This window comes from Acidovorax sp. 59 (assembly GCF_002754175.1).
Classification (GTDB): domain Bacteria; phylum Pseudomonadota; class Gammaproteobacteria; order Burkholderiales; family Burkholderiaceae_C; genus Acidovorax; species Acidovorax delafieldii.
Genome location: NZ_PEET01000001.1, coordinates 3452185 through 3469204, shown reverse-complemented (window position 1 = coordinate 3469204; position 17020 = coordinate 3452185). Strand labels below are relative to the sequence as shown.

The 17020-nt window shown below is 61.5% G+C and carries 20 protein-coding genes and 1 tRNA gene; 7 read left to right on the top strand and 14 right to left on the bottom strand.

Translation table 11 applies throughout. The features are described from left to right. Nucleotides 1-69: 69 nt before the first annotated feature. From CLU87_RS15770 to CLU87_RS15735, 9 genes are all read right to left on the bottom strand, one after another. Nucleotides 70-933, bottom strand: coding sequence for a DUF4344 domain-containing metallopeptidase (locus CLU87_RS15770; protein WP_099731055.1), 864 nt, complete (start codon nucleotides 931-933; stop codon nucleotides 70-72). A gap of 1 nt (nucleotide 934) precedes the next feature. Continuing rightward, nucleotides 935-1912: a tyrosine-type recombinase/integrase gene (locus CLU87_RS23540; RefSeq protein WP_099731054.1), complete on the bottom strand. Its 978-nt coding sequence runs from the start codon at nucleotides 1910-1912 to the stop codon at nucleotides 935-937. After that, nucleotides 1912-2136, bottom strand: coding sequence for a DUF4224 domain-containing protein (locus CLU87_RS15760; RefSeq protein WP_099731053.1), 225 nt, complete (start codon nucleotides 2134-2136; stop codon nucleotides 1912-1914). The genes CLU87_RS23540 and CLU87_RS15760 overlap by 1 nt, the downstream gene beginning before the upstream one ends. 9 nt (nucleotides 2137-2145) lie before the next feature. Beyond that, entirely contained in the window at nucleotides 2146-2658 is a 513-nt protein-coding gene (locus tag CLU87_RS15755) for a hypothetical protein (RefSeq protein ID WP_099731052.1), read from the bottom strand. A 117-nt stretch (nucleotides 2659-2775) separates the two neighbouring features. Further along, a complete protein-coding gene (locus CLU87_RS15750; protein WP_099731051.1) occupies nucleotides 2776-3084 on the bottom strand; it encodes a hypothetical protein in 309 nt (102 codons plus the stop codon). A gap of 25 nt (nucleotides 3085-3109) precedes the next feature. Continuing rightward, entirely contained in the window at nucleotides 3110-4342 is a 1233-nt protein-coding gene (locus CLU87_RS15745) for a phage/plasmid replication protein, II/X family (RefSeq protein WP_158236082.1), read from the bottom strand. A gap of 204 nt (nucleotides 4343-4546) precedes the next feature. Next, nucleotides 4547-4708: a hypothetical protein gene (locus CLU87_RS23265; protein ID WP_158236081.1), complete on the bottom strand. Its 162-nt coding sequence runs from the start codon at nucleotides 4706-4708 to the stop codon at nucleotides 4547-4549. A 400-nt stretch (nucleotides 4709-5108) separates the two neighbouring features. Beyond that, complete coding sequence (locus CLU87_RS15740) at nucleotides 5109-5900, bottom strand: helix-turn-helix transcriptional regulator (RefSeq protein ID WP_099731049.1); 792 nt, start codon at nucleotides 5898-5900, stop codon at nucleotides 5109-5111. A gap of 108 nt (nucleotides 5901-6008) precedes the next feature. Continuing rightward, nucleotides 6009-6425, bottom strand: a complete 417-nt coding sequence (locus CLU87_RS15735) for a helix-turn-helix transcriptional regulator (protein WP_099731048.1) — start codon at nucleotides 6423-6425, stop codon at nucleotides 6009-6011. A gap of 384 nt (nucleotides 6426-6809) precedes the next feature. Here CLU87_RS15735 and CLU87_RS15730 point away from each other — a divergent pair. Then, a tRNA-Arg gene (locus CLU87_RS15730) sits at nucleotides 6810-6886 on the top strand. Nucleotides 6887-6965: 79 nt separating this feature from the next. Then, a complete protein-coding gene (gene greB / locus CLU87_RS15725; RefSeq protein ID WP_099731047.1) occupies nucleotides 6966-7532 on the top strand; it encodes a transcription elongation factor GreB in 567 nt (188 codons plus the stop codon). Between the two features lie 71 nt (nucleotides 7533-7603). Here greB and CLU87_RS15720 read toward each other — a convergent pair whose 3' ends face one another. The 4 genes from CLU87_RS15720 to CLU87_RS15705 form a co-directional block, all read right to left on the bottom strand. Next, the gene (locus tag CLU87_RS15720; protein ID WP_056060542.1) at nucleotides 7604-9883 is read right to left on the bottom strand and encodes a bifunctional (p)ppGpp synthetase/guanosine-3',5'-bis(diphosphate) 3'-pyrophosphohydrolase; all 2280 of its coding nucleotides are present in this window, start codon (nucleotides 9881-9883) and stop codon (nucleotides 7604-7606) included. 97 nt (nucleotides 9884-9980) lie between these two features. Then, on the bottom strand, nucleotides 9981-10184 hold the full coding sequence (gene rpoZ, locus CLU87_RS15715) for a DNA-directed RNA polymerase subunit omega (protein ID WP_005794722.1): 204 nt from the start codon (nucleotides 10182-10184) through the stop codon (nucleotides 9981-9983). Nucleotides 10185-10200: 16 nt separating this feature from the next. Continuing rightward, a complete protein-coding gene (gmk, locus tag CLU87_RS15710) occupies nucleotides 10201-10821 on the bottom strand; it encodes a guanylate kinase (protein ID WP_056060545.1) in 621 nt (206 codons plus the stop codon). Nucleotides 10822-10857: 36 nt separating this feature from the next. Beyond that, nucleotides 10858-11760 carry a YicC/YloC family endoribonuclease gene (locus CLU87_RS15705; protein WP_099731046.1) on the bottom strand — a complete coding sequence of 301 codons (903 nt, stop codon included), beginning with the start codon at nucleotides 11758-11760 and terminating at the stop codon, nucleotides 10858-10860. A gap of 90 nt (nucleotides 11761-11850) precedes the next feature. Between CLU87_RS15705 and CLU87_RS15700 the strand changes: the two genes are divergently transcribed. From CLU87_RS15700 to hemW, 5 genes are all read left to right on the top strand, one after another. After that, the gene (locus CLU87_RS15700; protein WP_015012787.1) at nucleotides 11851-12867 is read left to right on the top strand and encodes a serine/threonine-protein kinase; all 1017 of its coding nucleotides are present in this window, start codon (nucleotides 11851-11853) and stop codon (nucleotides 12865-12867) included. Between the two features lie 82 nt (nucleotides 12868-12949). Then, the gene (locus CLU87_RS15695; protein ID WP_056747320.1) at nucleotides 12950-13852 is read left to right on the top strand and encodes a PP2C family serine/threonine-protein phosphatase; all 903 of its coding nucleotides are present in this window, start codon (nucleotides 12950-12952) and stop codon (nucleotides 13850-13852) included. Between the two features lie 125 nt (nucleotides 13853-13977). Next, the gene (gene rph, locus CLU87_RS15690; protein ID WP_099732206.1) at nucleotides 13978-14712 is read left to right on the top strand and encodes a ribonuclease PH; all 735 of its coding nucleotides are present in this window, start codon (nucleotides 13978-13980) and stop codon (nucleotides 14710-14712) included. A gap of 49 nt (nucleotides 14713-14761) precedes the next feature. After that, complete coding sequence (rdgB, locus tag CLU87_RS15685; protein ID WP_056641312.1) at nucleotides 14762-15361, top strand: RdgB/HAM1 family non-canonical purine NTP pyrophosphatase; 600 nt, start codon at nucleotides 14762-14764, stop codon at nucleotides 15359-15361. Nucleotides 15362-15374: 13 nt separating this feature from the next. Next, complete coding sequence (gene hemW, locus CLU87_RS15680) at nucleotides 15375-16622, top strand: radical SAM family heme chaperone HemW (RefSeq protein ID WP_099731045.1); 1248 nt, start codon at nucleotides 15375-15377, stop codon at nucleotides 16620-16622. A gap of 44 nt (nucleotides 16623-16666) precedes the next feature. Here the strand turns inward: hemW and CLU87_RS15675 are convergent, their stop codons facing one another. After that, nucleotides 16667-17008: an I78 family peptidase inhibitor gene (locus CLU87_RS15675; RefSeq protein ID WP_099731044.1), complete on the bottom strand. Its 342-nt coding sequence runs from the start codon at nucleotides 17006-17008 to the stop codon at nucleotides 16667-16669. Nucleotides 17009-17020 lie beyond the last annotated feature (12 nt).

The following is a 17020-nucleotide window of genomic DNA, read 5'->3' as shown; positions in this document are numbered from 1 at the left end:
AGAGCCCGAAAGGGTTCTGGGGTGTTTCTACATTTGCGGTTGAATTTCTACAATTCGGGCGCTTACCGCTCATCTGTTCTGCTTCAGTGCCTTGCGGAATTGGGCTCGAATGCCGTTGTCCATGGCTCGGTACTCTGCCCCGCATCGTTGCGCGCGAGCATCAGAGAGGGCTACGAAGCGCGTCAAATCCCTTGCTGCTTCTGGGCTGAGCCCGTGCACCCAGCATGCGAAATTCAGCGCACGTTGTCCCTGGAGTGAGTGCTCATCAGACAACAGGTGCGAGAGCGCTTCAGGTGGCAATTCGTTCAGGCGCTGGGACGATGCCAGCTCCTTGAAGTACCAAATTGCCGGAACGAATGCGGCGACCCCGATATCGTTGATGTAGTTCAGTGAGGCCCAGATCGCGAATTGGTCTGCTACGTCTTCCTCACGCCCGGTGATTGCCACCTGGTTTATGTCAATGACGGCGTGGCTCAACTCATGGAGATAGACGACCCACAGAATGCTGGTGAGCCACTGCGCGAGGAACTGCGGTGATTGCTGGGCAAAAAATTCTTTGCGCTCCGTCATCAGCCCCGCCACGTGCTTGACGAACTCGGTGCAAATCACTACCGCGCGGTTAGCGGGCTTGTAAAAGGCGTTTGGAGTTCCACAGTCTTGAAAGCCGATGGCCAAGTTGTGGCGAAGTCTGAGGCGGCTCTGGGTGAAGGAGGCCATTCGCTCTGCCAGATTGGCGCCCTGCACAAGCGCGATGAGCTGTCTTGATTCTTCGCTTGATGGATTGCCATAAAAGGGAATCGGCCGGCCGGACCAGAGCAGGTGCTCAAGTGGCAGGGGCGCAGACTGAGGCCAAGCGGAGCACGTGCCAAGGGCAAGCACCAATGCAACGAGCAATCGCTTCATTCCCTGCCCCTCAATGAATTGAAACACCATGTTACCGCAGGGGCTGCACGCGGTCCCCTATGCGGGCTTTCACATAGTGCTCGGTCATACCCCGGTTCTTGTGCGCCAGCAGTTTCTGAGAGTGCGCCAAGTCGCCTGTGTCTGTCGCAGCCTTCGCCCGAATGTCCCGAAACTGGAAATCCACCTTCGCCAGCGTGCGCGCCTTGTCAAAGCGTGAGCGCAGCGCCCCCTGGCTGAGCGGCTGGCCGTTCTCGTCCTGAATCAGAAACGCGCTGATGGCCTTCCTGGGCCGCTGGTTGATCCGTTCGATGACCGCCGCCAGCTCTCCCGTTATCTCGATGCCCAGGCGTGCCCCGGTCTTGTTCTGAACGATCCACAAGGCGCCATCCCGAATGTCAGTGCGCTTGATCTTTAGCACATCGGCGGGCCGCTGGCCGGTGAGCAGGGCAATGTCCATGGCGTCTACCACCGTGCAATGCGCGTTGGCCCGCACGCGGTCGAATTCCTCGTCGGTGACATAGCGCGAGCGCCCGGTTTCCTTGAAGCCCTTCACGCCCTGGCAGGGGTTCTGCGCGGTGGTGAAGCCCCATTCCCTGGCCTTGTTGAAGATGTGCGAGAACAGGGCTTTCTCGCGGTTGGCGCGCACCTTTGCCACCTGGCCGCGCAGGTCCATGTACTGGCGGATGTGCATGGGGGCGATGGCCTCCATGGGCATGTGGCCGAACACGCGCAGCAGGTTGGCGAGTTCCTTGTCGTTGTCGCGCCTGGTTTGCACGCTCTTGGTGGGGAACACCTCGCGCACGTAACGCCTGGCCACCACTGAAAAAAGCCGCGTGGATTCGTCCTCTCGCACCCCTTCACGCTGGGCCCACAGGCGCAGGGCTTCGGCGCGGTCGTTGGAGAGCTTGGTCCACACGCGGGGCAGGGTACCGCTCACGTGATACCAGACGTTGCCCTTGCGGTGGAAGCGCGGAGGGTCGTCGAAATTGGACTGTCTACGCCGACCCATTACGCCCCCTGCAAAGCCCTGAAATTGGGCTGGTAGCTCTGTTCCTCGGGCACCCCGCAACCCAGCATTTTTTCTGCGTATTTGCGGGCCACGATGGCTTGCCTATTGCCGTTTATCTCAAAGCGCCAACCCTTGGTGCGCAGCCAGTCCACTTGCCTTTTGGGGGTCTTGAACCCGGTAAGCGTGCTGAGCTCATCGGCGGTGAGAAAGAGCGGCGAGTCCACGGCGAACCCTCAGCGGCGAGCAGCAGCGCGCGTGCGATCCAATGCCTGCATGGCCTGGGCGGCGCGAGCTGAGACCGGCGCGGGCGCTGCATCCCGAGTTGGCACTGTGGCATCGAGGGGCAGCGGTGCAAAGGCGTCTGCATCGAACGATGGGGCATGGCGGTGGCCGAGGTCTGGAAGCTCGTCAAAAAGTGGTTCATTGGCTGAGCCCGCATGCATGGCACGCAGCCCGGTGATGATGTCTTTGGCCTTCTGGTACTGCTCCTGCAGGATGCAGACTTGCCGGTACAACAGGCGGATTTCGTTCACCTGTTCGGTGAATATCTGAGAACGCCCCCAACGCGATTCCCAAAAGAGAGCCAGGACTGCGGCACGAGGGGCGCGACCAGCGGAGAGCCAGTGCCACACCGTGCGCTCTGAAACGCCCAGGTACTTGTAAACCTTCTTGGGGCCGCCAAGCTCGTCAATGAACATGCGCAGCAGCTCGGGACCGTAGATATCGCGTGGAGCGTGGAAGAACATAGGAGCCTCGATTCATGGCCTCTGGTGGCCTACATGGGGTAAGCTGCCAGGGCCGATCACGGATAGGTTTTTGTGGTTCGGTGGGCGCTCATGTGTTGCAGCACGTGAGCGCTTTTTTTATGCCGCCTCAGGCAGCTTGAATGCCTGCTGAAACTTGGCCTTTGTGAGCACGACCGTGGCCGTGCCGTCCTTTCCCGGCTTGGTCTTGGTCGTGATGTCGTAAATGGCCGGGGCGCCGTAGTGCTTGATCTCGTTGAATACCTCGTCGCTGATGGCAACCTTCATCGGCTTGTCGCCCACCGCGTTGGGTGTCTCGACCTGGGTGTCGCTGATGAAATAGACGTTGGCGCCCTTGATGATTTCGCCGGTTTTTTCGCTGGTGAATTCGTACCGGTCGGCACGCAATACGAGAACGGTTTCGCTCATGATGATTTCCTTTGGGAAGATGGCCTTAGGCGGCCAGTTGGAGTAGTCCGCTTCGGTAGTCGAAGGCGGGTCTTTCGCGCACCAGACTGGTACAGCGCCTGGCGTTTGCACGAACGGGGGAGAAATCAGCGGGCAGCATTTGCCCCTGACGCTCAATGAGTTGCATGTCGGTGGCGAGCCAGGACACACCTGCATCGACAAGCTGTTTGCGGCGGCGGTAGAAGGTGGCGCGGGTGCTGCGTGTCTTCATGTCGTCTTCGCCGTGGGTGGCAAGGCCCAGCCAGAAGCCATGCAGCAGTCCGGCCAGCTCGGGGGAGAAACGGGCCTCCAAGCGATCACGCACCGCCAGGCTGGAGCGCACCACTTTCACACCCTCGCTGCCCTCACGCAGCAGGCGGGCAATTTCCTTGTCGAAGACGGCCTGCAGGTAGTCGGTGGTGACCTCGCGCACCTTGGGCTTGTGGCCGAAGTCGTAGTCCAGCTTTTCCGCGTGTACTTCCACCTCGGCGCGCAGGCGGTTGTTTGCCAGGCGCTGGATGGCCGCAACCTTGCGATATGCCTGCCGTTGGGCCCAATCTGGCGCAGCGTCGCGGGGCTTGTTTTCCTGAAAGAAGTTGCGCAGCACCCAGGCCAGGCGCTTGCGGTCGTTCTTCTGGAACTCGGGCCCCTTGTGGTACAGCTTTATCGTTGTGGTGGTGCCCGGCACGAAGATCGACTCGTTGCCGTACTTCTGCATCTTCCGGCGCGGGAAGGCCACGTGGTAGATGCCCTCGAAGAACTCCTGCACGGCCTGATAGGGCAACTGGAAGGACTCGGCCCAGTCCACACGCTGCACGGTCCAATTGCTGGTGTGAGGCAGTTCAATGCCCATGAGCTGCTGCAGCAGCGTGCGCACGTTCTCGCAGGCCGTCTGCATGTCCTCGATCACCCCATAGACGTTCTGGCCGTGCATGGCCTTGGGGACTGAGCACTCGACGATCAGATAGGGCGGGCTAGGGTGCCATTCGGGCTTGCCGCTCTTGGACTTCTGGCAGTCCTCGTACATGGGTTTGACCATGATTCGAGAGTCGTAGGAGCCCTTGAGGTTGGTGCGGGTGACTTCCCACAGCAGCTCGCCGGTTTCGTTGAGCACCTGGCAGTAGCTCTGCCCCTGGGCTTTGACCTTGTCCACGATGTTGCGGGCCATGTAAGGGCTTTTGATCCGTACCGTATCGAGTCCCATGAGCTGCTGCGCTTCGCTGGCTGTTGTCTCACTCATGAGACTCATACGGGGTGTTACTGCCCGTGAAGGGGAGAATTTGTGCTGTTGCACGGTGAGCCTCCAGAGGGCGTTGAGGCGCGGTCTTTGCGCCAGAAAAGGGACGGCGATATAGGCCCGCGGCGGGTTGTGTGGGCGCGCGATGCAACGCGCGGGTGGTGGGGGTGGTCCACCAGGCGAAGGCTGGCTGTGCGGGCTTCTGGCTCATACCTTCACCCAGGGCCACAGCAGCGCGAGCTGCACGGGCTTGAGGAACAGGAAGACGCCCTCGTGGTCGATGGAGAACGAGAACGGGCCGGTGTTGGCCGAGGGGTTGGAAAGCACGTACCAATCGAGCTTGGCAATGCCCAAATCGAGCTTGACCATGATTCAGAGCCTCTGTGTGGTGTTTTGATGGGGTGACCTTGGCCGGGTCTGCAGCGGGGCGCTGTGGCCCTGCATCCAGCCCACCGCGCGTGATGAAAACCGTGCGTGGGTCCTGCCAGGTCAGGAGAAAACCGGCAGCGCGCCACACGGCCACATAGCCGTCGAAGTACTGCAGCTGGCGGAAGCGCTTGCACCGGCCATCGGGTAGCGTGGCCCTGGCGATCCACCCGCCGCCGTCTGCCTGATCCACCGCCCTGGCGGACCTGGTTCCCTCCCCCCCCGCATGCACTGGCGTGCAAGCGGGTGCCCCGGTCGGCGCCTTGTGGCGCCACGTCTGGGGAGGGCAGGGGGGCACACAGGCCCCCTGTTGATCAATGAGGTGGCGCATTGCCGCCGCGCCTCAGCCGACCAACGCTTGAAGCACCTCCACCGGCTCGGCGCGGCCCTTGCGGCGCGCCTGAGCCTCTGTGTCGCCGTCAACCACGGCGCGCTGCAGGTCTGCCATTGCCAGCGCCAGCAGATCGCCCACCGTCGCCGCCTTGGCCTTGCTGCTGAGTCCGAGCAGAAAGTTGTCCGGCGCTGCCTGATCATCTGCACGTGGCATGCTGACCAGCTCGCGTCCCATCAGGCGGGCATAGAGCAGGCCGTTCTCGGCCAGGCGGCGCAGCAGTGCAATGGCCTGGGCTTGGGTTTGTGCGGAGGGGCTCTCGGACAAAAAGCCGTTGCGGATGGGCAGGGTCATACCTGTCCGGATGGCTTCCTCGTTGTCCTCGATGCAGTCGAAAACCCGGTCCACCTGGGCACTTTCCAGGCTCGGAGTGATGCGCATGAACTGCAGTTGCACGCTCTGCGGGCGTGGCAGTTTTCCTTGGTTTTCCGAGGGGAAACCATCGGTTTCATCGGTGCCGCCATCGGTTCCACCCACGACGCCAGCGGGGAACACATCACCGCGCGCCTTGGCCTTGGCGCCGGGTGCGTCCTCGTCGTGGAAGTTGTAGCCCTCGCTCTCATAGAACTCGCGCAGGTCTTCGAGGAACTGCGCGTCGGGCACATAGTTGCCCGACTCGAAGCGCTTGATCTTGTGTGCGGGGAGGTTGGATTTCTCGGCGGCCTGCGCTTGGCTGAGGCCGAGAAAGTTACGAGCGGCGCGAGACTCGTTCGGGGAAAGCGCCAGTTCGGAAAAGTCGATCACTGCTAGCTCCTTTGATGGTAAACATAACGAGCAAAAATCTCGTTATGAAAACTATAAAGGAAACCGGCAGTTAGTCAACACAAAATGAGAAAAAAGTATCCAAAACGATCAAGAAGATGCTTTGACGCTTTCCAGCAGTGACTTGAAGCTCTCATCCTCGGGGTCTTGCTCTGCCACCTCTTTGATTAGGCCTTGTGCATCAACCTGGCCCATTACGACATCCGTGATGCGCATTTCCAGCTCCAGTCGGTAGGAGCTCATCGGGTCAGTTCTTTCACCATAAAAAAGAAGAGCCAAGGGTCTACGCGTTGCGAAACTGATAAGTCGCAACTCGCGCAGGCCGGGCAATGACGCACCGTTCTCGTACCTCGAAAGTGCAACGCGGGAAACGCCAGCTCCCGCTGGATCAATTTCTTTGGTCAGTCGGCTGAGCTGCTCGAGCGTGAGATCGTGATGGGAGCGAGCCGACTTGAGGTAGGAGGCAACCTTCGTGTCGTCGAAGAGATACGCAGGGTCGATGGGCATGAGGGGGCTTCAAGTTACGTCTACAAATCGTCAGACAGCAAAGGATACACGGGCCTTTTGAGCTGATGTGAACGGCATGATTTGTAGATGGCTCGGGAGCCTAAGGGGTTGTCAGCGCAGGAAGTGGAGGCAGACTCATAATCCTTTGGTCGTTGGTTCAAGTCCAACACGCCCTACCACCCTAGCTCGCAGGGTGAATCCATCAACAAACGATGTGTTTTGTGATCCAAATCGCTCAGTTTGTTTTTGGAGCCTTCATCCTGCATTACAATCTTGGCTTGCGTTGAATTGACTGTCTGTTTGCGTAGCCTGATTCAGGAAAACAATCAGAAAGAAAGCAAATTTCAAGGGTTGCCAAGAAATCATGCTATAATTCGAAGCTTAGCGGCTGTAGCTCAGCTGGATAGAGTACTTGGCTACGAACCAAGGGGTCGTGGGTTCGATTCCTGCCAGCCGCACCAATGTTTAAAGCCTGCAATCGTGAGATTGCAGGCTTTTTCATTTGTCCAGGCGCTTTGCGCTGATTGGAGAGTTCTGGCAATGAGCAAGGCTTTTACCAAGGAAACCGACAGTGCTGACGATGACGAAGGATTGGCACTACCTCCTTTGCCACCGGGCGGCAAAAACTACATCACCCCGTCTGGGTATGCGCGTCTAAGGGCGGAGCTGTTGGATCTCATCGACAACGAGCGGCCGAAGATCGTGGATGTGGTGCACTGGGCTGCCAGCAATGGAGACCGGTCTGAAAACGGCGACTACCTCTACGGCAAGAAGCGTCTGCGCGAAATTGATCGGCGCATCCGTTTTTTGACCAAGCGGCTGGAGATTGCCGAAGTGGTGGATCCCAGTTTGCAGGCAGGCAGTGAGCAGGTCTTCTTCGGGGCTACCGTCACCTACTCGGACGACGAGGATGGTGAGCGCACGATCACCATCATGGGCATCGACGAGGCCGACAGCCGTATGGGTCAGGTCAGCTGGATTTCACCTGTGGCCCGGGCGCTGCTGAAGGCGCGCGTTGGGGACGAGGTGCAGTTACCCACGCCGGGCGGAGTGCGCCATTTGGAGGTGGTGGAGGTGCAGTACCCGCCTCGTAGTGTCGCTACGTAAGCCGTTCGCACACAGACGCCGAGCTGCGCGCCTGTCGTATCGACCTCAGGGCTTGGTGCCGTGCTGAGGTGTCAGGGTTGTGGAGTAATCCTGGCTGCACGCAGCACAGCCTGTGTGCGGCGCAGGTTGCGCAATGCCAGCTCGAGATGGGCCTGATCGCGAACCGCCACGATGAATCGCAGATCCGTGGTGTCCAAGGCTGCCTCATCGTCCATGTCCACGTGGGTGATGTCGGCCTCTGAATTGGCAAGCTCCGCTGCCACGCGTGCCAGCACCCCCTTGCCGTTGTTCACGGTAACGACCACGCCCGTTTCGAACATTCGGGTGGGCTCGTCCGACCAGTCCACGGCAATGAAGCGTTCGCTGTCTTTATGCTGCAGACGTTTGGCGACACTGCAATGTGCGTTGTGCACGACCAGTCCCTCACCGCGGCCCAGATAACCGACGATGCTGTCGCCCGGCACGGGGCGGCAGCAGGTGGCATATTGCACAGAGGCATTCTCGCTGCCATCCAGCGTGACGGCCCCTTGCGACAGGGTTTCGTGAGATGTGTAGCGCTCACGAGTCATGAGCAGAGCATCCGGACGGTGGCCATGCTCCGACATCAGCACCATCAACCGTTTGGCGACGATGCTGGCAATGCGTTTGCCCAGGCCCAGATCGGTCATCAGCTCGCTGCGCGTGCGATTGCCGGTGAAGCGCAGCAGCTTGTCCCACAGCGGTTGGGTCTCAGCGCTGACGGGGGGCAGTTGTTCGAGGCCTTCCGCTCGGATGGCTTGGGTCAACAGTTTTTCACCCAGCCCTTCGGACTCGGTTTGGGCCAAGGTTTTGAGGTAATGGCGGATCTTGGACCGTGCCCGGCCCGTGCGCACAAAACCAAGCCACGCTGGGTTGGGTGTGGAAACGGGGTCGGTGATGATCTCAACCACATCCCCGTTCTTGAGTTCGGTGCGCAGCGGAACCTGCTCGTTATTGATCTTGGCGGCGGTCGTCCGGTCACCCACATTGCTGTGAATGGCATAGGCAAAGTCCACCACCGTGGCGCCGCGCGGCAACGCCATGATCTGACTTTTGGGTGTGAAGACGTAGACCGCATCGGGAAATAGGTCCACCTTGACGTGATCCCAGAACTCCGCCGCATCCCGCGTTTCGTTCTGTATGTCCAGCAAGGACTGCAGCCACTTGGTTCCAAGGCGCTCGGCTGCCGTGCCTTCCCCGTCCTGGGCCTTGTACAGCCAGTGTGCTGCCACGCCGGCTTCGGCAATCACGTGCATCTCATCGGTGCGCATCTGGAACTCGATGTTCACGCCCGAGGGCCCCACCAGGGTGGTGTGCAGAGACTGATAGCCGTTGAGTTTGGCAATGGCAATATGGTCCTTGAACTTTCCAGGTACCGGCTTGTACATCTGGTGCAGTACACCCAAGGCGGTGTAGCAATCGGTCACAGTCGGCACGATGACTCGAAAGCCATAGATGTCCGTCACCTGGGCAAAGCTCAGGTGCTTGAGGTCCATCTTTTGATAGATGGCATACAGCGTTTTCTCGCGGCCTGCCAGGCGCACCTTCATGCCGATCTTGGAGAAGGCGGCATCCACTTCGGCCTGCACCTTCTGAACCAGATCGCGTCGGCGGTTGCGGGATTTGTTGACGGCCTTGGCCAAGGTCGCATAGCGCCAGGGGTGCAGGTGTCGGAAGGCCAGGTCCTGCAGTTCACGATAGGTCTGATTCAGGCCCAGGCGGTGGGCAATGGGGGCATAAATTTCCAGCGTCTCGGACGAGATGCGGCCCCATTTGCTGCGCGGCATGTCCGACAGCGTGCGCATGTTGTGCGTGCGGTCGGCCAGCTTGATGAGGATGACGCGTACATCACGCGCCATGGCCAGCAGCATTTTGCGAAACGACTCGGCTTGATTTTCTTCGCGAGTGTTGAACTGCAGTTTGTCCAGTTTGGTAAGGCCATCCACCAGTTCGGCCACAGGGGCGCCAAACCGGTCGATCAGGTCGGCCTTGGTCACGCCGCAGTCTTCCATGGCGTCGTGCAGCAACGCGGCCATCAGCGCCTGGGCATCGAGCTTCCACGCCGCGCACTGCGCGGCCACTGCAATAGGATGGGTGATGTAGGGCTCACCGCTGTTGCGCAGCTGCCCCAGGTGGGCTTCGTCGGCAAAACGGTACGCCTGGCGCACCTGCTCGATGCTGACGGCGTCCAGGTAGTCCAGGCTATCGGTCAGTGCTGCGAAGCTGGCCGCAGCCGCATTGGCGGCCGCAGCGGCTGCCGATAGATTGCCTGCCGGAGATGGGTCACCCGGGCGGGGCTGCGTTGCAGAAGGTGAATTGAGCACCGCGTTCATGCCTTAAATGTAGCGCGGGACTGCGCCAGAGGGCTTTCGGGCAAAAAAAAGCACCGCTGGCGCGGTGCTTTTGGGTGGGCATTGCCCAGCAGAACGTTCAACCGGGAACCTTCTTGAGCATCTCCAGACCCACTTTGCCTTCGGCGATTTCACGCAGGGCAGTCACGGCGGGCTTATTGCGGCTTTCGATGCGTGGAGCGTGGCCTTGGCTGAGCATGCGGGCACGGTACGTGGCGGCCAGTACGAGCTGGAAGCGGTTGGGGATCTTTTCCAGACAGTCTTCTACGGTGATGCGTGCCATCGTTTACTCCGGGGATTCAGGTGATATTGAGCGACTGGAAGGTGTCAGCACGGGCGCGGCGCTGAGCGGCGTACTTGAGTCGCTGGGCGTGAACTACGGCTTTCAGGTCGAAAAGCGCGCGCTCAAACAACTCATTAATTATAACGAAGTCGAATTTGCTGACCTGGGCCATCTCGATGGCAGCATTTTTGAGGCGTACCTCGATGACATCCGCAGAGTCTTCGCCCCGCCGCTCCAGGCGCGATCGCAGTTCTTCCCAGCTGGGCGGGAGGATGAAAACCAGCACCGCATTGGCAAATGCCTGCTTGATCTGCAGTGCGCCCTGGAAGTCGATTTCCAGAATCACATCTGAGCCCTGGGCAATGCGCTCTTCGATGGCTTTCTTGGAGGTGCCGTAGCGGTTGCCGTGCACATGGGCCCATTCGACAAACGCGTTGCCTTGCACCATGGCATCGAACTCGGACTCCGACGCGAAGAAGTATTCGCGGCCATGCTTTTCCTGGCCGCGGGGCGCACGGGTGGTGTGCGAGATGGAGGGGTGGACATGCGAGTCCAACTCCAGCAAGGCCTTGACCAAGCTGGACTTGCCAGCACCACTGGGTGCTGCCACGACGATGAGATTTCCTGGATAGTCCATGGTTGATGTGCGCAAGGCGCTATCAAAAAATGAGTGTCATTCGATATTTTGCACTTGCTCGCGCATCTGCTCGATCAGCACCTTCATGTCCACGCTGATGCGGGTGAGGTCGAGCGCGGCAGATTTGGAGCCCAGCGTGTTGGCTTCGCGGTGGAGTTCCTGGATCAGGAAGTCCAGGCGCTTGCCCACTTCGCCGCCTTTTTTCAGCAGGCGCTCGATTTCATCCAGATGCGAATCCAGCCGCGTGATCTCTTCTGCCACGTCGATGCGGATGGCAAACGCCGTGGCCTCGGTCAATGCGCGGTCACGGGCAGCCTCGGGGAGGGTAGAACCGTCGGCGAGGGCCATCGCCTCTTTCCAGCGCTCCATGAAGCGCAGGCGTTGCTGCTCCACCAGCAGCGGAACCATGGGGACCGCCTGTTCGGCCAAGGCCCGCAGCTGCTTGACGCGATCCAGCAGCATGGTTGCGAGGCGCTTGCCCTCACGTTCGCGGGCGGCCAGCAGGGCGGTCAATGCTTCTTCGGCGAGGGCCGGAACGGCTTCGCTCCAGTCCTCGGTGCCCGAATGTGCATTGGCACACAGGCGCAAGGCGTCGGCCACGGTGAGGGGGGCTGCGCTGGGCAGCCAGGCCCTGACGGAGTCCTGCAAAGAGTTGAGCCGCTGCAGCAGTCGTGCAGGCGGGTCTTGCAGGCTGTTGCTGTCGTCGGTGTCGAGGGCGGCTCGCACTTCGACCTTGCCGCGTTTCAGGCGCGCTGTGAGCAAGCTGCGCAGCGTGGGCTCCATGGCGCGCAGCTCGTCAGGCAGGCGAAACGACAGGTCCAGAAAGCGGCTGTTGACGGATCGGATTTCCAGTCCCAGCCGGCGCGTCTGGGGGGCGCGGGCGTCGGTTTCAGCGCCAGTGGCAGATGCGCCATGCTGTGCGCTGGCGTATCCGGTCATGCTGTAAACTGGCATTGGACTTTTTGATGGTTGCTTGCGATCCGGCGATTATCCGGGTTCCGCCTTACCCCCGAATCATCTTCGCAAAATATGTCAAAAATCAAACCGGCCCCCTTGCCGCCCGATACCGCAATTGGCGGTTACCGTGTGGTGCGCCGGTTGTCCTCCGGTGGTTTTGGTGTGGTATATCTGGCCCTCGACGCCGAAGGCCAGCAGGTGGCCATCAAGGAGTACCTTCCTTCGTCCCTGGCGACTCGCGCTCCTGGTGAGTTGCTTCCGAAGGTGCCGCCCGAAAAGCTCTCGCTGTACCGCCTGGGGCTCAAGAGCTTTTTTGAAGAGGGCCGTTCGCTGGCCCAGATCTCGCACGCCTCCGTGGTGAGCGTGCTCAATTTCTTCCGCGAGAACGAAACCGTTTACATGGTGATGAACTACCTGGAGGGCGCGACCCTGCAGGACTTCATCATCACCGCCCGCGACCTCAAGACACAGAAGGTGTTCCGCGAGTCCACCATCCGCTCGTTGTTCGACGAGGTGCTGCGCGGCCTGCGCATCGTGCACCAGCACAAGATGCTGCACCTGGACATCAAGCCCGCCAACATTTTCATCACCGACGACAACAAGGCCGTGATGATCGACTTCGGCGCGGCGCGCGAAGTGCTGAGCAAGGAAGGCAATTTCATCCGCCCCATGTACACCCCCGGCTTTGCTGCGCCCGAGATGTACCGGCGCGATTCGCAGATGGGGCCGTGGACCGACATCTACGCCATCGGCGCCTGCATTTACGCCTGCATGCAGGGCTTTCCGCCCAACGAGGCGCCGCAGCGCGTGGACAAGGACCGCCTGTCGCTCGCCCTGACCAAGTTGCGTGGCGTGTATTCCGACAACCTGATCGAGGTGGTGGAGTGGTGCATGGCGCTTGACCCGCTGTCCCGCCCCCAGTCGGTGTTTGCCTTGCAAAAAGAGCTCAGCCGCGAGGGTGAGCGCCGCTACACCAAGCTCACGGTGGCCGAGAAGATGCGGCTGCAATTGGACACCCTGGTGTCTGACACCAAGAAAAATGTGCAGAAGGTGGGTGAAGCCACCGGTATCGGAGCCAAGCCCAAATGAACCAGACGCACGCAATGCGGGTTCGGGCGAGGTACATGTCCACGGATGGCGCCCGGGTGCATCCTTGTTTGCGTGAGTCCTTATGAAGTTCTCGGTATTCCAGATCAGCCGCCGTGGCGGCCGCGAGAAGAACGAAGACCGCATGGGCTACTGCTACACGCGCGAATCGGGCCTGTTTGTATTGGCCGACGGCATGGGTGGCCACCCTGAAGGTGAAGTGGCCGCGCAGATCGCGCTGCAGACCATCTCGGCGCTGTTCCAGCGCCAGGCCAAACCCCAGCTCAAGGATGTGCAGGAGTTCCTGTCCGGCGCGTTGCTCGCGGCACACCATCAGATCCTGCGCTACGCCACAGAGAAAGGCATGCTCGACACACCGCGCACCACCTTGGTCGCGGCGGTGTTGCAGGCCGGTACCGCCACCTGGATACATTGCGGAGACTCGCGCCTGTACATGGTGCGCGATGGCGATCTGCTGACCCGTACGCGGGACCACTCGTACATGGAGCTGCGCAACACGCCGCCCCCTGGTCTGGACAAGATCAACCGCAACGTGCTGTTCACCTGCCTGGGTTCCCCCACCAAGCCCATTTACGACATCACCGGCCCTGTGTACCTGGAGCAGGGCGACCGCATTCTGTTGTGCTCAGACGGCCTGTGGGGCACGCTCAGCGACGAAGACATCGCCAAGCAGCTGGGCCGCAACACCGTGTCGCACGCTGTGCCCGAGCTGGTGGAAGATGCCCTTCGCAAAGCCGGGGACAGCAGTGACAACGTGACCGTGGTGGCTCTGGAGTGGGAGACGCCAGATGCGTTCGAGTCCACCCAGGGGGTGTCCACGGACAGCATCAGCGACGACGTGTTTGCGTCCACCATCCAGGCGGGCCCGCTCGATGGGCTGGTGGATGACCTGGACGATGCGGCCATCGAGCGGTCGATCGCTGAAATCAACGAAGCCATCCGTCGCTCTGCTGCCCGCAAGGCCTGAACTGCCATCGGCGCTGTGGGTTGCATTCAGGCTCCCTCCATGCGAATGCATGGAATCAGGTTTTTTCGCCTTTCATCGCCCGCCTCATGACGCAGGTGGGCGACTCGCTTGATATAGAGAATCACATGACCACCTTCATCCGCTCCGGCAACCGCGCCGCCAACCAACTGCGCCCTGTGCGCATCACGCGCCACTACACCATGCACGCCGAAGGCTCGGTGCTGATTGAGTTTGGCAACACCAAGGTGCTCTGCACCGCCTCGGTGGAAGAGCGTGTGCCCCCGCACAAGCGCGGTAGCGGCGAGGGCTGGGTCACGGCGGAGTACGGCATGCTGCCGCGCGCCACCCACACCCGCAGCGACCGCGAGGCCGCACGGGGCAAGCAGACTGGCCGCACGCAGGAGATCCAGCGCCTCATCGGCCGCAGCCTGCGCGCCGTGTTTGACCTGAAGCTGCTGGGCGAGCGCACCATCCAGCTCGACTGCGACGTGATCCAGGCCGATGGTGGCACGCGCACGGCTGCCATCACCGGCGCTTGGGTCGCGGCCCAGGATGCGGTCAACCAGCTGCTGGCCAGCGGCAAGATCGCCCAGTCGCCGCTGCTGCAGCCCGTGGCGGCCATTTCGGTGGGCATCGTGCAGGGCACGCCGCTGCTGGACCTGGAATATGTGGAGGACGTGGATTGCGACACCGACATGAACGTCGTGATGACGGGCGCGGGCCACTATGTGGAGGTGCAGGGCACAGCTGAGGGCGTGGCCTTTACCCGCGCCGAGATGGACCAACTGCTGGGGCTGGCCGAACAGGGCATCGCCCATCTGGTGCAGCTGCAGCAGGAAGCCCTGCAAAATACTCCTTAATTGATAGCTGCTTGCGCATATTTCACTAGCGCTTGCGGCCATTTTGACCATGAAAATTGTTCTGGCATCCAATAACCGCGGCAAACTGGCCGAGTTGCAGGCCATGTTTGCGCCCCTGGGCGTGGAGCTGGTGCGGCAGGCCGACCTGGGTGTGGGTGAGGCCGAGGAGCCGTTCCGCACCTTTGTCGAAAACGCCCTGGCCAAGGCACGGTTTGCATCCGAACACACGGGCCTGCCCGCATTGGCCGACGATGCCGGCATGTGTGTGGACGCTTTTGGCGGCCTGCCGGGCGTGGACACCGCGTATTACTGCACCCAGTTCGGCTACGAGAAAAGCGACGACAACAACGTGCGCGCGCTGCTGGAGCAACTGCAAGGCGTGACCAACCGCCGCGCTGCCATGGTCAGCACCCTGGTCGCCGTGCGCAGCCCGCAGGACCCGGAGCCGCTGATCGCCGTGGGCCGCGTGGTGGGCGAGATCACCACCGAACCCCGGGGCAGCAACGGCTTTGGCTTCGACCCCGTGATGTTCATCCCCGAGTTCGGCAAGACCTTTGCCGAGCTGCCTGTGGAGGTGAAAAATGCCCACAGCCACCGGGGCCGATCGGCCGCACAGATGCTGGCGCTGATGCGCGAACGCTGGTTGTAGAAGGGCGCTGACCGTGGTTCATATTCCGATCACGCCACAGGCCGAGGCCGAACCTGCCGTGGTGCGCGACATCCAGCACTACATGCGCCCGGGCCTGCTGCAGCTACCCAGCCTGCCGCCCCTGTCACTGTACGTGCACCTGCCCTGGTGCCTCAAGAAATGCCCGTACTGCGACTTCAACTCGCACGAATTTCGTGCGGATGCCACCGGCGGCGAGGTGCCCGAGCAGCGCTACATCTATGCCCTGATGGCCGACCTCGAGGCCGCGCTGCCCCTGGTCTGGGGGCGGTCCGTGCACAGCATCTTCATTGGCGGGGGCACGCCCAGCCTGTTTTCGCCGGCAGCCATCGACCGGCTGATCGGCGACATCCGCGCCCGTCTGCGGCTGGAGCCAGATTGCGAGATCACGATGGAGGCCAACCCCGGTACGTTCGAGAAAGACCGTTTTCGCGCCTTCCGCGCGGCGGGTGTCACGCGCCTGTCGGTGGGGGTGCAGAGCTTTAACGACCAGCACCTGAAGGCCCTGGGCCGCGTGCACGACCGTTCCCAGGCGATGGCGGCGGTGGAGGAGGCCGCTGCGTCCTTCGACACCTTCAACCTCGACATCATGTACGCCCTGCCGGGCCAGACGTTGCCAGAGCTGGAGCAGGATCTGCGAACGGCGCTGGCCTTCAAGCCGCCTCACATCTCCATCTACCACCTCACCATCGAGCCCAACACCTACTTCGCCAAGTTCCCCCCGGCCATCCCCGAGGACGACCAGGCCTACGCCATGCTTGACCGCATCACGGAGATGACGGGACAGGCGGGCATGGCGCGGTACGAGATTTCTGCGTATGCGCAGCCGGGCCACCAGTGTTTTCACAACACCAACTACTGGCAGTTTGGCGACTATCTGGGCATCGGCGCGGGCGCGCACAGCAAGCTGAGCTTTGCGCACCGCGTGGTGCGGCAGGTGCGCTTTCGGGACCCCGCGCGCTACATGGACAACGCCCTGGCAGGCCATGCCGTAGCGCAGGACGACGAGGTGCGCCGCACCGATCTGCCGTTTGAGTACATGCTCAACGCCCTGCGCCTGCGCGAAGGCTTTGCGCTGCAGGACTTCATGGCCCGCACAGGCCTGCCGTTGACCACCATCGTCAAGGGCCTGGAGGCCGCCGAGCGCAAGGGCCTGATCGAGCGCCACATGGCGCGTGTACGGCCTACCGAGCGGGGCTTTGACTTCCTGAGCGATCTGCAGGAGCTGTTTCTGGCGGACTGACCGCGCGGGTTTCAGTCACCCCTCATCGGCAGCGCAACATCATCTCAACCGCACTTAGCGGCGAGGATGCGGCCGGTGCCGTCCACCTCCAGGTTCAGCCGCTGGGTGTCGTATTCCTTGGTGATGATCTGCCCGGGACGCAGGATGCGCGCCGTCTGCGCGCCCGAGCGCTGACGGGCAGATTCAACAACCGATGCGGTGCTGTTTTGCCCCACGACAAACTGCGCGGGCTGGGCGTTGCACAGGCTGGCGGGGGATGATCCAGACCCTGCGGCGGCCGAGCCCGCCGATAGCGCGGGTGTCTGCCCATAACCCGCGCAACCGGCGACGGCCGCTCCCAGGACCAGGCAGCAGGCGACGGCAAAAGTGGGGCGGGTCTTCATCATGGCAGCGGGCTC

Excerpts from the sequence above, each read along its gene's own strand:
- rdgB (WP_056641312.1), top strand. The coding sequence starts at position 14,762 with ATGAAAATTGTTCTGGCATCCAATAACCGCGGCAAACTGGCCGAGTTG.
- gmk (WP_056060545.1), bottom strand. The coding sequence starts at position 10,821 with ATGGACTATCCAGGAAATCTCATCGTCGTGGCAGCACCCAGTGGTGCT.
- rpoZ (WP_005794722.1), bottom strand. The coding sequence starts at position 10,184 with ATGGCACGCATCACCGTAGAAGACTGTCTGGAAAAGATCCCCAACCGC.
- CLU87_RS15695 (WP_056747320.1), top strand. The coding sequence starts at position 12,950 with ATGAAGTTCTCGGTATTCCAGATCAGCCGCCGTGGCGGCCGCGAGAAG.
- CLU87_RS15745 (WP_158236082.1), bottom strand. The coding sequence starts at position 4,342 with ATGAGTGAGACAACAGCCAGCGAAGCGCAGCAGCTCATGGGACTCGAT.
- CLU87_RS15720 (WP_056060542.1), bottom strand. The coding sequence starts at position 9,883 with ATGAACGCGGTGCTCAATTCACCTTCTGCAACGCAGCCCCGCCCGGGT.
- CLU87_RS23540 (WP_099731054.1), bottom strand. The coding sequence starts at position 1,912 with ATGGGTCGGCGTAGACAGTCCAATTTCGACGACCCTCCGCGCTTCCAC.
- rph (WP_099732206.1), top strand. The coding sequence starts at position 13,978 with ATGACCACCTTCATCCGCTCCGGCAACCGCGCCGCCAACCAACTGCGC.
- greB (WP_099731047.1), top strand. The coding sequence starts at position 6,966 with ATGAGCAAGGCTTTTACCAAGGAAACCGACAGTGCTGACGATGACGAA.
- CLU87_RS15750 (WP_099731051.1), bottom strand. The coding sequence starts at position 3,084 with ATGAGCGAAACCGTTCTCGTATTGCGTGCCGACCGGTACGAATTCACC.
- CLU87_RS23265 (WP_158236081.1), bottom strand. The coding sequence starts at position 4,708 with ATGGTCAAGCTCGATTTGGGCATTGCCAAGCTCGATTGGTACGTGCTT.
- CLU87_RS15705 (WP_099731046.1), bottom strand. The coding sequence starts at position 11,760 with ATGACCGGATACGCCAGCGCACAGCATGGCGCATCTGCCACTGGCGCT.
- CLU87_RS15700 (WP_015012787.1), top strand. The coding sequence starts at position 11,851 with ATGTCAAAAATCAAACCGGCCCCCTTGCCGCCCGATACCGCAATTGGC.
- CLU87_RS15770 (WP_099731055.1), bottom strand. The coding sequence starts at position 933 with ATGGTGTTTCAATTCATTGAGGGGCAGGGAATGAAGCGATTGCTCGTT.
- CLU87_RS15675 (WP_099731044.1), bottom strand. The coding sequence starts at position 17,008 with ATGATGAAGACCCGCCCCACTTTTGCCGTCGCCTGCTGCCTGGTCCTG.
- CLU87_RS15735 (WP_099731048.1), bottom strand. The coding sequence starts at position 6,425 with ATGCCCATCGACCCTGCGTATCTCTTCGACGACACGAAGGTTGCCTCC.
- CLU87_RS15755 (WP_099731052.1), bottom strand. The coding sequence starts at position 2,658 with ATGTTCTTCCACGCTCCACGCGATATCTACGGTCCCGAGCTGCTGCGC.